General features: G+C 39.5%; 11 protein-coding genes. 6 read left to right on the forward strand and 5 right to left on the reverse strand.

Annotated features, from left to right (window positions below; genetic code table 11):
• Nucleotides 1-48 precede the first annotated feature (48 nt).
• Nucleotides 49-2,307: an nSTAND3 domain-containing NTPase gene (locus tag JMY09_RS01940; protein ID WP_201621884.1), complete on the forward strand. Its 2,259-nt coding sequence runs from the start codon at nucleotides 49-51 to the stop codon at nucleotides 2,305-2,307.
• Nucleotides 2,308-2,447: 140 nt separating this feature from the next.
• Here the strand turns inward: JMY09_RS01940 and polA are convergent, their stop codons facing one another.
• Both polA and JMY09_RS01950 read right to left on the reverse strand, forming a co-directional pair.
• The gene (polA, locus tag JMY09_RS01945; RefSeq protein ID WP_201621961.1) at nucleotides 2,448-5,432 is read right to left on the reverse strand and encodes a DNA polymerase I; all 2,985 of its coding nucleotides are present in this window, start codon (nucleotides 5,430-5,432) and stop codon (nucleotides 2,448-2,450) included.
• A gap of 274 nt (nucleotides 5,433-5,706) precedes the next feature.
• Nucleotides 5,707-6,120 carry an Ohr family peroxiredoxin gene (locus JMY09_RS01950; protein ID WP_201621885.1) on the reverse strand — a complete coding sequence of 138 codons (414 nt, stop codon included), beginning with the start codon at nucleotides 6,118-6,120 and terminating at the stop codon, nucleotides 5,707-5,709.
• A 484-nt stretch (nucleotides 6,121-6,604) separates the two neighbouring features.
• Between JMY09_RS01950 and JMY09_RS01955 the strand changes: the two genes are divergently transcribed.
• Together JMY09_RS01955 and JMY09_RS01960 are read left to right on the forward strand one after the other, a co-directional pair.
• Nucleotides 6,605-8,212, forward strand: a complete 1,608-nt coding sequence (locus JMY09_RS01955) for a peptide chain release factor 3 (protein WP_201621886.1) — start codon at nucleotides 6,605-6,607, stop codon at nucleotides 8,210-8,212.
• A gap of 863 nt (nucleotides 8,213-9,075) precedes the next feature.
• On the forward strand, nucleotides 9,076-9,510 hold the full coding sequence (locus JMY09_RS01960) for an MgtC/SapB family protein (protein ID WP_201621887.1): 435 nt from the start codon (nucleotides 9,076-9,078) through the stop codon (nucleotides 9,508-9,510).
• Between the two features lie 353 nt (nucleotides 9,511-9,863).
• On the opposite strand, the gene JMY09_RS01965 is transcribed toward JMY09_RS01960, so the two are convergent.
• The 3 genes from JMY09_RS01965 to JMY09_RS01975 all read right to left on the reverse strand — a co-directional run bounded on the left by JMY09_RS01965 (nucleotide 9,864) and on the right by JMY09_RS01975 (nucleotide 11,507).
• Complete coding sequence (locus JMY09_RS01965) at nucleotides 9,864-10,283, reverse strand: hypothetical protein (protein ID WP_201621888.1); 420 nt, start codon at nucleotides 10,281-10,283, stop codon at nucleotides 9,864-9,866.
• Nucleotides 10,284-10,602: 319 nt separating this feature from the next.
• The gene (locus JMY09_RS01970) at nucleotides 10,603-11,064 is read right to left on the reverse strand and encodes a DMT family transporter (protein ID WP_201621962.1); all 462 of its coding nucleotides are present in this window, start codon (nucleotides 11,062-11,064) and stop codon (nucleotides 10,603-10,605) included.
• Between the two features lie 8 nt (nucleotides 11,065-11,072).
• Nucleotides 11,073-11,507: a DMT family transporter gene (locus tag JMY09_RS01975; RefSeq protein WP_201621889.1), complete on the reverse strand. Its 435-nt coding sequence runs from the start codon at nucleotides 11,505-11,507 to the stop codon at nucleotides 11,073-11,075.
• Nucleotides 11,508-11,605: 98 nt separating this feature from the next.
• On the opposite strand from JMY09_RS01975, the gene JMY09_RS01980 reads away from it, so the two are divergent.
• From JMY09_RS01980 to JMY09_RS14480, 3 genes are all read left to right on the forward strand, one after another.
• Complete coding sequence (locus JMY09_RS01980; protein ID WP_201621890.1) at nucleotides 11,606-12,541, forward strand: LysR family transcriptional regulator; 936 nt, start codon at nucleotides 11,606-11,608, stop codon at nucleotides 12,539-12,541.
• A gap of 681 nt (nucleotides 12,542-13,222) precedes the next feature.
• The gene (locus JMY09_RS01985) at nucleotides 13,223-14,035 is read left to right on the forward strand and encodes an RsiV family protein (RefSeq protein ID WP_227677105.1); all 813 of its coding nucleotides are present in this window, start codon (nucleotides 13,223-13,225) and stop codon (nucleotides 14,033-14,035) included.
• Nucleotides 14,036-14,119: 84 nt separating this feature from the next.
• Nucleotides 14,120-15,592, forward strand: coding sequence for an FHA domain-containing protein (locus tag JMY09_RS14480; protein WP_227677106.1), 1,473 nt, complete (start codon nucleotides 14,120-14,122; stop codon nucleotides 15,590-15,592).
• Nucleotides 15,593-15,619: the final 27 nt, after the last annotated feature.

The following is a 15,619-nucleotide window of genomic DNA, read 5'->3' on the forward strand; positions in this document are numbered from 1 at the left end:
AGAGTATGCTAAAGCCTAATTTAATAGATCTCAATGGATACAAGTTTTATGAGTGATTACACCTTTGAAACTCTTAATGATAAAGAATTTGAGATTCTAACTGTCGATTTACTAGCTAAAGAATTAGGTGTAAAAATTGAAAGGTTTAAAGCGGGAAAAGATGGTGGAATCGATGGGCGTTTTTTTGAAGGAAATATCGCTAATGATGTTGTAATTATACAATGTAAGCACTGGCTGAAATCGGGTATTGCTAAGTTAATAGCAGAATGCAAAAAAACTGAAGCTGCTAAAGTTAAGATACTTAAACCTAGTAGGTATATTTTTGCCACTTCGTTAGAACTATCAGCTCAAAATAAAAAAGATATATTCAATGTTTTTAATCCTTATATCAAATGCGAGTCTGACATAATTGGTAAGGAAGATATAAATAGCTTGTTGGGCAAATATCCAGATGTAGAGCGTCAGCACTATCAACTGTGGTTAGCAAGTACCACTGTTCTACAGTCAATTTTGTCTAACGATATACTGGGAAGAAGTGGTTTTCAATTGGAAGAGATTCAAGAGTTTCTATCTAAGTACGTGCGAACTGAAAATCATAAAAATGCGTTCGAAAAGCTAGAAGAACTTGGCAGTATCATTATTAATGGCGAGCCTGGAATTGGTAAAACTACTCTAGCAGAACAATTGTGCTTTGAATATGCTGCTAAAGGTTATCAGTTAGTTGTGGTTCATGAGTCTATTACTGAGGCTGAAAAACTATATAACCCTGAATTACAGCAAATATTTTATTTTGATGACTTTTTAGGAAGTAACTTCTTATCTGCAATAGATGCAAAGCAAGACTCACATATTGTAAGTTTTATGAAGAGAGTAAGTAAGGGTAGCTCTAAACGATTTATTTTAACGACTCGTTCAAATATCTTGAATCAAGGGAAAAGACTGTCAGAAAAATTCGAACAAGGTAACCTTGATAGGAATGAATATGAGATAAGGATTCAGTCTCTGACAGAGTTTGATAGAGCACAAATTCTTTATAATCACATTTACTTTGGTGATTTGTCTGAGGAGTTTGTTGAGCAAATATATATTGATAAGCGCTATAGAAGTATCATCTCACACAAAAATTTCAATCCACGGTTGATTGAGTTCATTACTGATACTATCAAAGTTGAGAAGGAAGCCAGTCCTGAGGATTATTGGGATTACATTCAAAAGTCTCTTGATAACCCAAAAGATATTTGGCGTGGCATGATACAGACGCAAATCAGTGATTTGGATAGGCATATAGTGATCGCTATTGTATTAAACGGAAGTCCAGTTAGTGAAGAACAGATAGTTGCATTATTGACCAATTTAAAAGAGTCAGGATTAGATATTACCTCCGAATATCCTACAGTTGATAATATCATGCGAGGATTAGCAGGCTCAGTATTGAATAGAAATATAAGTCAAGATGGACAAGTCACGTACAGTTTGTTTAATCCTTCAATTGCTGACTTCGTAATTTCAGAATACTTTAATAGAGCTGATTATGTATCAAAGTTAATGAGCTGCTTAAGAACCCATAATGCTTTATCAAATCTTAAAAAATTATCTGACAATAAAGAGATTAATTTTGACTTTAGAGAAATACTAAAAAATTTATTGAATCTTGAGTTAGCTTCTATGCTAAGTATTGAAAAATATACACTTGAATTAGTAGAAATGTCAGAGGTTGATACGACTGAAGTCAAAGCAGTAGTTGAGAGGATAATAAGAGCTTATCCTATTGGATTGTTTGAAAAATTTGGAATGCGTTCTTTAAAGGTTTTTCAACTTGCTGTAAGTCATGACTTTCTTGCAAATGATGATGCTTACCTTTTGTTAGTAATTTCCAAGTCGCTGGAAGATGCTGATTTCGATGATTTTAAAGAAATCTCTAAGCTGATCGAACTTATAGATTCCAAAAATAATTTAGCTTATTTACTTAAAGAAAAAGTTATTGACTTCTTGTGCGAGGTAATCACTGATTGGGCAATTGAAGGGTATGACTTTGAAAACGTATATTATGAATCTGAGATAGAAGTTCAACATATTTATGACTATATCGAAAAATTAATAAATGAGTTAGATTGTGGACTTTATTTAGATGATACAGAGTTTGAAAAAATTTTAGAGTCACTAGATGTTGATCGCATTATTAATCACAATATAGATAGAGAAGCAGATAATGAGAGAGGAGCTGAGTCTTATAGAGAAACTCGAGATCTTAACGATATTTTCAATCCTGTAGTTGACCCAATCGATGATTTATTTAGCAGGGATTAAGCAGTGTAAAGTGGATGAGCAAATATACTCTTAAATATATGAATATTAGGAATGGTGGATTAGTTTTGTATGAGCCTTTTTTAAAAGCTTGAAAAAACTAACCCACTTTACGCCAAACTTAGCTATTGATACGCATACTTTTAGTGCGCCTCATCCCAATTAGCACCAATATCTGTCTCAACGAGTAACGGCACGGCAAAATCTATATCCCAGCCCATACCTTTTGCCGTCTCTGACAATACGTTTTGCATGGCGTCTTTAATCAATTGACTGATTTCAGCTGCTTTATCGCTATCTACTTCAAATACCAGCTCATCATGTACTTGTAATAACATCTTAGCATTGGCTTTAGGTAATACTTTATCTACCGCAATCATCGCCAGCTTGATTAAATCAGCCGCTGAGCCTTGTAGTGGAGCATTGATAGCGGCACGTTCGGCACCTTGCTTAACCATACGGTTACTATGATGGATATCAGGGGTGTATAGTTTGCGGCCTAATATAGTCTCAATATAGCCTCGCTCATGAGCGCTAGCCCGGGTATCTATCATATATTTTTTGATACTAGGATAACGGTTGAAATACATATCGATATAGTCTTGCGCCTCACCGCGGCTCATTTGTAATTGCTTGGCGAGGCCAAAGGCACTCATACCATACAATAGGCCAAAGTTAATGGCTTTAGCATTGCGGCGTTCAGTAGCAGTGACCTCATCAATCGCTTTGCCTAATACTTCAGCGGCAGTAGCTGTATGAATATCCAAACCTTCATTAAAGGCACGAGTTAAATTCTCATCGCCGGAGAAATGAGCCATCAGGCGCAGCTCAATTTGTGAGTAATCCGCTGCCAATATGACGCGGCCTGCGGGTGCAATAAAGGCTTGGCGAATAAGGCGGCCAGTTGCGGTACGAATAGGAATATTCTGTAGATTGGGATCAGTAGATGATAGTCTACCCGTACTAGTCAATGCTTGATGGTAGCTAGTATGTACGCGATCAGTCTCGCTATCGGCAACCGCATCGAGGGCATCGGTATAAGTGCTTTTTAGCTTCGATAGACTGCGATACTCCAACACAATATCGACTAGGGGATGGTCAATTTTAGATAATACGGCTTCGCCAGTAGAGTACTGACCTGACTTAGTCTTCTTACCACCACTAACGCCAAGCTTATCAAACAACATCTCGCCGAGCTGCTTAGGTGAGCCTAAGTTAAACTCTGCATCAGCCACTTGGTAAGCTTGCGCCTCTAAAGCGATAATTTGTTCATCAAAGCGCTTTGAGAGCTCATTTAAGAAAGGACGCTTAATCAAGATACCTTCAGCTTCCATTTGGCAAAGGATCTCAGCAGTTGGAATTTCTAACTCATGCAGTAGTTTAGTATTGTTAGCGTCCTCGGCTAACTTGTTACTAAACACCTCAAATAGCTGGTAAGTAATATCAGCATCTTCACAAGCATAATCACTAGCTATATCGATAGCGACTTGATCAAAGGTTACTTGCTTAGCGCCTTTGCCAGCGACATCTTCATAACTGATAGTCTGAGTCTGTAGGTAGTAGCGGGCTAAGTCATCCATACCATGACGAGTAATCGCCGCATTAATGACGTAGCTGGCGAGCATAGTGTCCATTGTCCAGTTATTTTTATCACTACCTTTATGACTGCTTTGATGAATCTTACCAACTAAGTCTATATCGTAATGACTTAAAATATGAGCGTCATACTTGAGATGCTGACCAATTTTGCCAATGTTAGCGTTTTCTAATATAGGTTTTAGGCGAGCTAATACTGTATCACGATCAAGCTGTTTGGCTATTAATTCATCACCCTCTAAGCTATGCGTGAGCGGGATATAGTAGGCTTCATGCGCTCGCATGGCGAAAGATAAGCCAACGATTTGCGCTTTACGCCAATAGACACTAGTAGTCTCAGTATCGATAACGAAGTGCGGCGCAGCTTCTAATTGCGCCACTAAGCTGTCAAAAGCTGGCATGTCTAAAATAGTATGCCAAGCTTTATCTTGGCTACCACTGTTTTTAACATTATCAATCTGTATCGATTGCATTGCTTTGGCAACTTGCGCTTGTGATTCAGCGTTGGCTTGACTGTCTGCTACACTTTGCGAGCCATGCTCATTAGCGTTGGCGGGATGATTTGGATGATCGAGAGAGGCGAGCTCGTTTCTAAACTCAAGCTCATGGTAGAGCTCACGTAATTCATCGATATGAGCTGAAGGGTCAGTATTTATTTTTAAATCGTTCCAGTCTTGACCAATATCTAAGTCGGTGACGATGGTAGCCAGTTTTGCATTGAAAGGAATATCATCAGCGTTCTCAATCAAACCTTTTGCACCGCGACCTTTAATAAAACCAATATGCTTTAACATATTGTCAATATCACCATATTCAACTAGTAAATCTTTGGCAGTCTTTTTACCGATGCCAGGGACGCCTTTAATACCATCAGAGGCATCACCCATTAAGGTTAAAAAATCAATCATTTGACTAGGCTTGATACCGAATTTTTCGATGACCGCTTGGGTGTCTGTTACTTTACCTGTAAAGCTGTCTTCCAATATGACGCAGTCATTGACCAATTGCATCATATCTTTGTCGCCAGTAGAGATCACCACATGATGACCTTGTTGCACCGCACGATGAGCCAGAGTACCGATGATATCGTCAGCTTCTGCGCCTTCAATGCGTAACAGGGGCAAGCCTAATGCCGTCACTAAACGATGGATATAAGGAATCTGTTCTACTAACTCTATATCGATAGGGGGACGAGCAGCCTTGTAATCAGCAGACATATGATGGCGGAAAGTCGGTGACTTAGTATCGAAGCAGACCGCCATATGGGTCGGGTGATAACGGCGCATCAGCTTTAGCAAGGCGTTGAGGGTGCCACGGATAGCATTAGTGATCAGTCCTTGCGAGGTTTGCATGGTTTTTGGCAAGGCATGATAAGTACGAAACAGATAATAAGACCCATCCACTAAGATAAAGGGCGGTTGGTTTTTGTCCACGTGACTAGTAGACATAGTCGCGACATTGGGCATAGTATCGAAGTTTGGCAAGGCTTTAGGATCGAGCGCTTGATGTGAGTTGTGGTTGCGGTCGTCCATTTTGTCAGTCGTGTGCTCAGTCATAAAGGTCACTTATTATTAGGTATCAGATAAAGTAAGTATCAGATAAAAAGATGTCTCTATTATAACCATAAAATCAGTAGTTGCCGAACTTCTCAATAGTTACGATGTGTCTATTAAGGAGCTACCCCCATAAAAGATATGCCCATAAAAAAAGAACCCAGTGCTGACTGGATTCTTTTATTAAATATAGCAGGTATGCTAATACTTTTATAGTTCTATGATGCTATTAACAGGTTATAAATGAGAACGACTACTTCACTTCAGAAGTGACTTCGCTATCGATATTACCATGGGTAGCTTTAGAATATGGGCAGACCTCATTGGCTTTTTCGACTAGTTTTTGGAACTCTTCCGCTGATAGCTCTGTGTTTTCAGCGCTAACATGAATTTTTACCGCCAATTGATAGTCGTGGCCTTCACCTTGTAGTAAATCTACTGAAACTTCAGTGGTAGAATCAAATTTAGCTTTTTCCATGCCTTTAACAGCCGCAAGCGCTCCATCAAAACAAGCGGCATAACCCATTGCAAATAGTTGCTCTGGATTATTGCCCTCTTTACCAGATCCTGGTGCGACCATATTGATAGTCAGATCACTGTCTTGCAGACTAGCTTTACCTGTACGACCACCAGTAACCGTTCCTTTGGTAGAATATAATGTTTTCATGATATGTCCTTTTATATGAGTTTATTGTTGTAAATAGGCTTTAGTTAAAACTTAATATATTATCTGCGTTTAATGAATAACAGTAGAATACATTGCTAAGAATAGCAAACCCTTGTCATCACACTATGTAGGCGTGGTAACTCTAAGCTACTAATTTGTAAGTGTGCTGTAGAATAAATCTTTGATAATCGCAAAAAAATAATCAGCCAAGCCTTATATGCAAGTGCTACCACTACTAGGATAAGCTCAAAAATTCCCATATAAAGGCAGCAAATACTAACTTTATAGAGCCTTGAAGGTAAGGTTTTTTTGTCTTATATTGATAAGGTTGTGTGGCTACTAGAACCATTAAGATAGTTGGCAAAAATAGCATGTTAAGCATAAATCCGCTACAATACGCCCACTAAAATCTATCCTATTTATTATTAAACTCTTTATTAAATATTGCTATTTCCTTCCGAAATTTAACCATAAGTTACCGATTATGAGCGCAGACAATAACATCTCTCCAGCTAAGCTTGCCCGCGAGGTTGCTAAACGCCGTACTTTTGCGATTATCTCGCATCCTGATGCTGGTAAGACCACCATGACCGAAAAGCTCCTATTATGGGGTCAAGCTATTCAGGTGGCAGGCGAAGTCAAAGGTCGTAAGACTGACCGTCATGCGACTTCTGACTGGATGAGTATGGAGCAAGAGCGTGGTATCTCTATCACTACCTCAGTGATGCAGTTCCCTTATCAAGATAGTATGGTTAACCTGCTAGATACGCCCGGTCACGCCGATTTCAGTGAAGATACTTATCGTACTCTAACTGCCGTCGATAGTGCATTGATGATGGTCGATGGGGCAAAAGGTGTTGAAGAACGAACCATCAAATTGATGGAAGTGTGTCGGATGCGTGATACGCCTATCATCTCCTTCGTCAATAAGCTGGATCGACAGATTCGTGAGCCCCTTGAGCTATTAAGTGAGATTGAATCAGTATTGAAGATTAAATGTATTCCACTGACTTGGCCTATAGGTATGGGACAGGATTTCATTGGGGTTTATCATTTAACGGAAAACAAAACCTACCTTTATGAAAAAGGCCATGGCGGTGATCTCACCGTAGCGCAGACTCGTGATGGTTATGACTATCCTGACATTCGCGAGCGCTTAGGGGCATTGATGTTTGCCTCCTTTGAAGAGTCGTTAGAGCTAGTGCAAATGGCGCTAGAAGATTTCAGTGTCGAGTCGTTCTTAGCGGGTGAGATGACGCCAGTGTTGTTCGGTACGGCCTTAGGTAACTTCGGGGTCAATATGGTACTTGATACCTTAGTTAAGTATGCGCCGCCACCAAAAGCGCATCCCACTGAGGAGCGTGAGGTTAAGGCTACTGAAACGGCATTTACCGGCTTTGTGTTTAAGATTCAGGCCAATATGGACCCTCGTCATCGTGACCGTATAGCGTTTTTACGTGTTTGCTCAGGTAAATACGAAAAAGGTATGAAACTACAGCATGTGCGTCTAAATAAAAGCGTGCGTATTGCCGATGCTCTAACTTTCTTGGCTGGTGATCGTGAGGCTTTAGAAGAGGCTTATCCTGGTGATATTATTGGTCTGCATAATCACGGTACTATCTCTATCGGTGACAGCTTTACTGAAGGGGAAGAGCTGAACTTCACCGGTATTCCACATTTTGCTCCTGAGCTTTTTCGTCGAGTAGTTTTACGTGATCCACTGAAGTCAAAAGCCCTACAAAAAGGCTTACAGCAGCTGAGCGAGGAGGGCGCTACCCAAGTATTTATGCCACAGATCAATAACGATTTAGTCTTAGGTGCAGTTGGGGTACTACAGTTCGAAGTAGTAGCTCACCGACTAAAAGAAGAGTACAAAGTACAATGTACTTTTGAGCCAGTATCTATTGCTACGGTACGTTGGATTCATTGTGACGATGAAGTGGCATTAGCGAAATTCAAACGCAAAGCTCATGACCAGTTATCGATTGATGGCGGTGGTTATCTAACCTATCTAGCCCCATCAAGAGTGAATCTGCAGCTGATGCAAGAGCGCTATCCAGAAGTGACTTTTAGCAATACTCGTGAGCACTAATATTTAGTAATGATCAGTATAAAAAAAGACACGTTTATCGTGTCTTTTTTATGGGTTTAAATAATTATTCTAGTAAGTTCGGGGTTTATAGAAATTGGCCATATTAATGAGGATATGAGTAGCTAATTTTTTAGATCACAAGCTAGTGTAAGTCATTTGGTCATTTGGTCATTTGGTCATTTGGTCATTTGGTCATTTGGTCATTTGGTCATTTGGTTATTTGGTTATTTGGTTATTATAGTTAGCTAGAAGTTACAGTATAAATTGTTGATTTAGAACTTAGTTTCTAGTGGTTCGCCTTAGGTAGTTGTTGCGATTAACTCGAAAGTTTTATGATTTGAGTCAGTCTGTTGTAGGCTCAATTCAGATAAGCGGCCTTAGCTATTCAAAAAAGGATTACTGCTGTGGTTGCCTGCTGAGTAAATAACCACTGTTTTAATGTGCTTAAAATCAGCTACTAGACAGAATATAAAATTACCAGATAGCCTTGATAAAGGACATACAGCCCGATACCAAAAGCTAAAACAAGCAAAGCTATCAACGAAAACAAAGCTATGTTACTAGTCTTCTTCATTTTATCTATCCTTCAAATTGAGCCGAATAGATTTTTATTTTTACATCTTATAAGTTTTTTTTTTTGCTAAATTTCTTTAGGGAGTGGCTCTAGATATATGGTCTCGACCGTTGACTACCTTTAGCTTTATAGCGGTAAGTATTAGCAGCAAATGATCTACTTGCTACTGTTATTCATAACTTTAGTCTGACTCTATTAATAGTAAAAAATCTTAACTATCAAAATATTTATTTTTAGGTATTATCACATTTTTTTGTGTAATCACTTATTTCTAGAGAGTAGATCAGCTATGTTTGAATTTGATTTGAGCTTAAAACTGTTAGGGTATCACTTTATTCAATTAGGAATTGCCTTTGTCCTTTCACTACCGATTGCTCTTAATCGTGAAATGAAAGATAAAGGTGCAGGACTGAGAACCTTTCCATTAGTGAGTATTGCATCCTGCGCTTTCATGCTAGTTGCTGTAGATATCTATCATGGATCGGAGCCTGAAGCGAGAATCATGTATGCGATTATTACGGGTATGGGCTTTATCGGTGGCGGTGCTATTTTTAAAGGTGACAATACTGTAAAAGGTACTGCGACGGCCGCAAGTTTATGGAATACCGCAGCTATTGGAATATCAGTGGCCTATGGGCGTTATGAAATAGCAATAATATTATCAGTTGTCAACTTTCTAATACTTCAGTTTTCAGAACCATTTAAGGCAAAAAATAAGCTGTAGTAGGTTTTCTTATGGATTTCAGTGAAAATGCCGTTATAGAAACAAACACGATTTTCTAGTAAGGATTCGTTTAAAGGTCTTATCATATTAGGGTATAGCTACACCGAACCAATCGAGCTCCTTCACTGGTTCGGTTCCCTAGTGAGGACTTGAACCCTTGGCTGTGTACTAACAATATCAATAGTTTTAGTTATTTAGGTAGTCGCGGTGTACTTCGTTGTGTACATACCGTGAGCTTTTGAATCATTATTTTTATTTACCCTAATCAATGTTAGGGGAACAAAGCTCAAGGACTTGAACTGCCAAGATTAGATACACATTTAGATAAGTAATCTTCGTTAAATATTTCACAGTTAGTCGAACATACTCATAAGATCTTCTATTAGAAATTTACGCCATTCCTCATATTCCCTATTATTTTCATAAAATGTTGCAATTTTATCGTAGCTAGCTCTTACAACTTCTTGATCAATTTTTTCTTTAACGTTGTCTAGTATTTCAAAAGCCTCATGCGCTACTTCAAAATTTCCAGTCAAAACTAGCTCTATAGCAAGACTAAAAGAGTCTTCTGATGGAAAACTTCTTAAACAGTACACGAACGTGCCCCTCATATTTTTATAAAGAGGATTGTTTATAAGATCGTGTAAGCAATACAAGACTCTTTTGTCTGCTGTCTCAGATAAGGAAATAGCAATGCTATTCTTAGTAATCATATCTATTTTCGGGTCATTTAATATATTTATATTATCCAGAATATTATGATCATTTGACATTTGGTTTTCCTGATTTTCTTCTGCTACTTTTCCACGAGGTATAATATTGATGTTCGATGCGCTATACAGGAGTCGAACTGGTAGCGTTAGATATCAATTTAATCACTATGAAATCGTCAGCGTATGTTATTACCATTGAACTGTCTGGTTAAAGACTTTCATGTTAGTTTCTAGAATTACTTCAGCATAGCTCATTCTGCCAATGGAAGCACCTGAACAGTGTGCAGATATCATTCTGCAGAAATTCAACAGCGGTACATCTACAACCTAGTAGCTGCGACCTAAAAAATTATAGTTAACAGCGATCAATAGATATGAGCTACTGAGCCTCTTTAGGCTCAGACTTGCTACTCGCATAAATAAAATAAAGCGCAATTGCCAAACAAACCAAAGCACTCATTCGACTACTTGAAAGGCTAATGACCTCATTACCAAGCAAACCAAAATTATCAATCAACACACTCATATTCAGCTGACCAAAAATAACGGCTACCGTTGCCACAGCAGTTCCAATACGCTGGACCGCAACCACCATAATGACAATATAGGGAACACCGCACAAAGCGCCAAGTAGTTGCCATTTAGGGACATCCATCAAAGTCACAGTATGGCTAGGTTCAAAAAAGAAAATAAGCAACGCGGTCACAACCGCACCCACAGAAAAGGTTAAAAAAGCACTTTTAAACACCCCAACGTTACTGCCAAGGCGACCATTTAATGCTGCCTGAACACTTAAAGCCGCGCCGCCAATTATTGCCAATACAATCATTAAAATAAGCATCATTTAGGTTATCCTTTTGCCATAAAAATAAGTGCGGCAATAATGAAAAATAAAGCAATAATGCGTTTACTGTCTATTTTTCGCTCCATGGTCTCAAACAAACCATAATGATCTATGAGTAAACTCTGAAACACTTGCCCAGCCAGTATGCCAATCATCGTCAGCGCAATACCTATAACAGGCGTCACCACGGTTAATACCACCACATAAACAGGCCCTAAAATACCACCAACTAGCAGTAAAGGCGGCTGTGAGAAAAAGGATGGGCTATCTCGCGGACTAAAAAACAACATCAAAAAAAATGTCAGAGCAGCGCCAACGCCAAAAATACTCAATGTCGCCCACAACTCGCCTACTTCACTCCCTAAAGGCCCAAGTAACCCCGCCTCAACGGATAGCCCCATACCGCCTAAAACAACAATGAGTATCAATAAAATTTGCATGAAAAAATCCTTAATGAGCAATGCGCTGTAGCTTACAGCACTATATACCCATTAAAAAACGCTATAATACAGAAATGACCTTTGCATAAGTTGCACAAATGAATACGGTAGATACCATCAACATACAAACACTATTGTTTTTTATAGAGGTTTTTGACGCTCAGAGCTTTTCTGTGGTGGCTCGAAAAGAAGGCGTGTCAGCTTCTACAGTGTCACGTATCATCAAGCAGTTAGAAGATTCACTGGGGCAGCAGCTTTTTTACCGTAATACACGCGCTGTTACTCCTACTGAAGCAGGTAATGTATTTATGCGCTATGCAAAGTCTATGACTGAAAGCATGAATGCAGCACAGCAGGAGCTTCAAGATAGGACATTAGAACCGGGTGGTTTAATTAGAATCAACGCCCCCGTATTTTTTGGACAGCGACATATCGCTCCTTGGCTGCCACAGCTTAGTGCTCAGTATCCTAAATTACAGATAGATTTGAGTTTAACCGATGACTTTATTGATCCACATCATTATGCAACAGACATTATTTTTAGAATCGGTACCCTAAATGATTCCGCCTTTCATGCGCGTATTTTTGGAGAGCAAACCTATCATCTTGCCGCTTCTCCAGCGTACATAGGCACACACGGTAAATTGCAATTGCCAGCAGATCTAACGCAGCATAACTGCCTAGTATATAAAGGTTCAACAGGGCCTAACCGTTGGCTTTTTAAGACAGGAAATGAAGGTTGGACGCCATTCTTAGCGCCTGCTTTACTGATGTCTAATAATGCAGAATCTTTATTGGTATCTGCACTCAAAGGGATGGGAATCGTGCTTTTTCCAGATTGGCTGATCGGTGAGTATTTGAAAAGCGGTGAGCTTATTAAGCTACTACCTAATTATGGTTCGGCAGTCAAAACAACATCTCAGCATGTCGCTGCTCTCTATCCTCATACTCGTCATGTTTCTCTAAATGTAAGAACGCTAATTGATTATTTTGCCAAGGTTTATGGCACTCCTCTTTATTGGCAACTCCATTAACGATTCATAATTTAACGACAATAATTATTCCTACATCTTATGAGAAAAAGGCGAAATAGGAAGGAATTACTACGCTCGTTTTGTTTAGAAAATTAGGAGGTTTTTCAAGTAACAGACTAGGCGCTATTTTGGGTATACCCCAAGGGAACCAGCTATTGCACCCTTAAACCTATTAACAGACCACTCAAAACAGACTGCTATAATGGAACTACTCAAATTAGACTATTAGAGGTAGTATCAGCTTGACGCTAATCAGAGAGTAAGGATTCAGTCTCGACTCTCAGTATTAACACTCTTAGGTTATCACCATATTACCGGTTAGCATCACTCACAAGGTAGGAGCACAATAACTATTGACTGCATAAGCCCAAAAATCGCCTCAACTTAGACATCAGTCAAAAGGCATGCTAACGGTATCTTCTTCATCAGCTATTTTCTATAATTAGTCGCTAATCTGCGACCGTGTCTCAACTCAAACACTGCTATAGAGCGCTGAGCGCACTACCAGCTATCAACACATTTCAAACAAAGATTTATTTATAGATAGGCTATGATTATAAGAACTAAGCAAGCTATTTATTAATCAATTCACTAGTAGAGTTTACAATGTTATTTAATCTATTGCTTAATAATCATAAGACAAACGCTGGCTTTTTCAAAAGCTGTTTATTAGCGTCTGTTATGGGATGCTTTTCATTACTTAGCCTCTCTGCTAACGCTAGCACTCTTATTAGCAGCACAGAATATATTGATTATGAGCTGCCTAAGACTGTCCAAGATCAATGCTATAAAAAAAGTAACTGCCCAGAGATTGAGGTTAAATATCTTAAGACTAATCATGATTGGATCAATAACATAGTTAACGCTCGTATTAATAATTTGGTGATCAATAGTAAGCCTAGTGAGTCGCCAGTCAATAAATCGACTACTATAAAAGCGGCAAAGTTAGCTATCGATGACTTTGCCCGGTCGCAGTTTAAAGATATGCCAGCTGATAGCTCAGGGTCTTATAGCTTACTGGTTAAGCCTGAGTACTTAGGTCATGTACAGCAGGGTCATGTACAGCAGGGTCATGTACAGCAAGGTAGTACAAAGTCGACCCAAACTGAAGATTTTGAGCTGTTTGAGATCAACTCTTATGTTTTCACTGGTGGTGCTCATGGCATGCCGCTTAGCGAGTACTTAATATTTGATGTTAATAGTAAAAAGCAAGTAACACTGGCAGACATGCTGCAACCAGGTAAGCAATCACGCTTTAAAGCGCTGGCTTATCAGGCCTATAAAGAGTGGGTTAAAACAGTTGATGAAGATGTCAGTAACTATGAAAAAAACTGGCCTTTTACTCTGAGTGATAATGTGACTCTAACAGATAAAGGGGTTAATATTCGCTATCAGCATTATGATATCGGCCCTTATGCTTATGGTATGCCAGTATTAAGCATTCCTTATGCTAAGCTTAGCGGCATCATTAAACCTAGTTTTTTAGCAAAATAATAAGGCGCCACAAAAGCTATCGATAAACCGTTACAGGGTAGTTAAAAACATTTAAAAGTTAAATCAAAATCAAGGAGCAAGACAATGAGTGATCAATTGGGTCAACAGGATTCATCGAATAGCGATAAACAAGGTTTAAGCTGGCAGCTAAATGCGCTGACCGAAGCGCTTGGTAACTTAACATTAACCGTTACTGATAGCTTGTCAATTGGCCGTGGCACTGATAATGATGTGGTGTTGGGCAGTAAAGAAGTATCGCGTAACCATGCCCTACTCAGCGTGTTAAATGGCGAGTTATATGTTAAAGATTTAGCCTCATCTAACGGCACTTTCATCAATGATGAACGTATCGAAAGTAATCAGTCCACGTCGGTGCAAGTCAACGATACTCTAGGCTTTGCTAGCTTTAGTTTTAAAGTGACAACCCCAGCAGCTGGTATGGTTAGCGAGTCTAATTTGCTTACTGGGTCAGATGGGGTTAATGAAGCTGATCTAGTTACTGAGTCTAATATAGTTACTGAAGCTGATGCGGTTAGTGAAGACGATTTATTTAATGAAGTCGATGTAGTTAGTGAAGCTTATGTAGATGCTGATGCTAGTATTAATACTGCCACTGATGTTAATACTGCCACTGATGTTAATACTGCCACTGATGTTAATACTGTCACTGATGTTAATACTGTTACTGATGTTAATACTGTTACTGATGTTAATACTGCCACTGATGTTAATACTGTTACTGAAGTTAATAGCGTTGAGACAGTCAACAGCAACGACACTTATAACGATATAGAAAAGCTATCGGCTGGAACGGCGAGCACTGCAATAACGGACACTATCACTACTCCAGTAATAGAGCCAGCCACAGTAGAGCCAAGTGTAGTTGAAGAGACGGTATTAGAAAACTATGCGTTAGCCACTGAGACTGCTGAACCAGTTAGCACTGAGGAAGTTAGTGAGCACTCATTAGTTCAGCAACCGATAGTCGAACCACCTTTAGTGACTCCATCGACAGATCCAGTAGTCAAATCGACTATGATAGCCGAGGTATTGGCCTCAGCAGCTATGCCGAGCTTGGCTACTGAACAAGAAAAAGTGCTTGCCGATGAAATGCCTAAACAGCCCTTAGCAGCAGCGTTGCCAGTCAAAGAGCCTGTGGTTAGCGAACCTATTATCAGTAAGCCTATGACTAGCGAGGCGGTAAACAGTGCAGCAGTGAGCGATGAGCCGCTTATCCATGAGCCAGACGCTTATCAACAGCCTGTAGTTAGTCCTGAGCATGACAAGACTACCACCACCGCGCTGCAAGAAGAAGCCGATCCAGATGTATTGCGAGCGAAACAAGCGGCAACTGGGCAGTTCTCAGGGACCGCTAATTTAGGCCAAGGTCGCGACTTAGGTACCCAAGGCAACAATGCTATGGATCAAGCCCTGGATAACTCAGCCAATGGCGCGCATTCAGACAAAAAGCCTAGTGGCACTTGGTTTATTTGGGTATTTATTGCGATTATCATTGTGGGATTAGCCTTATGGCTGTTCAATATGGGCGGTGCGTAACTTTCTTATCCTATAGCTCTGTTCAAT

The sequence above is a fragment of the Psychrobacter urativorans genome (assembly GCF_904846695.1).
Lineage (GTDB): Bacteria > Pseudomonadota > Gammaproteobacteria > Pseudomonadales > Moraxellaceae > Psychrobacter > Psychrobacter urativorans.